Source organism: Bacillus sp. P4_D3, from assembly GCF_056401855.1.
On sequence record NZ_JBFUIN010001261.1, the window covers coordinates 1 to 600 of the forward strand.

Annotated in this window: 1 protein-coding gene; it reads right to left on the reverse strand. The window is 36.3% G+C overall.

Going from position 1 to position 600, the window contains the following annotated elements; genetic code table 11:
- The coding region (locus tag AC1DTM_RS30680; protein ID WP_477001731.1) for an aldo/keto reductase at positions 1-600 on the reverse strand (600 nt) is incomplete at both ends.

Consider the following 600-nt stretch of genomic DNA (forward strand, 5'->3'; position numbering starts at 1 on the left):
CAGGAAAAGTTGTTTTATTTGTAAACTTTCCAGTTAATATTCCCATTTTTAAAGGTCCGCGTATAACAGCTCCTAAATTGTTCTCTTGTAGGTAGGGCAGTATGTCGTTTTCTGGTTTTCGGTTTAATATGTTGTAATCAAGTTGCACAACATCAATTTCATCGTTTTGATTGAAGTGTTTTATATATTGTAGGTCGTGAGTTGAAACACCAACAGCTCTTACTTTTCCGTCCCGTTTTAATATTTCAAATGCGCGTAAAAATGCTTCTGTTTCTTCTTGTTTATCCCACCAAATGTGACAGAAATAAACATCAATATAATCTGTTTCTAGGCGCAGTAAGCTAGTTTCAAATACTGCGATCACTTTTTCGGCAGTATTATAAACAGGCTCTCCACTTGGATCATAGTGATGTCCAATTAAACCACCTTTCGTTGATAAAACGATATTATTACGGTGCTCTCTTATCGCTTGAGTTACTAACCTTTCACTATGTCCTAATCCGTATACATCAGCAGTATCAATAAAGTTTACGCCGCATTCAATTGCTTTCTTCATAGCGGTTATAGATTGTTTGTCGTTAACAGGACCCCATTCATCGC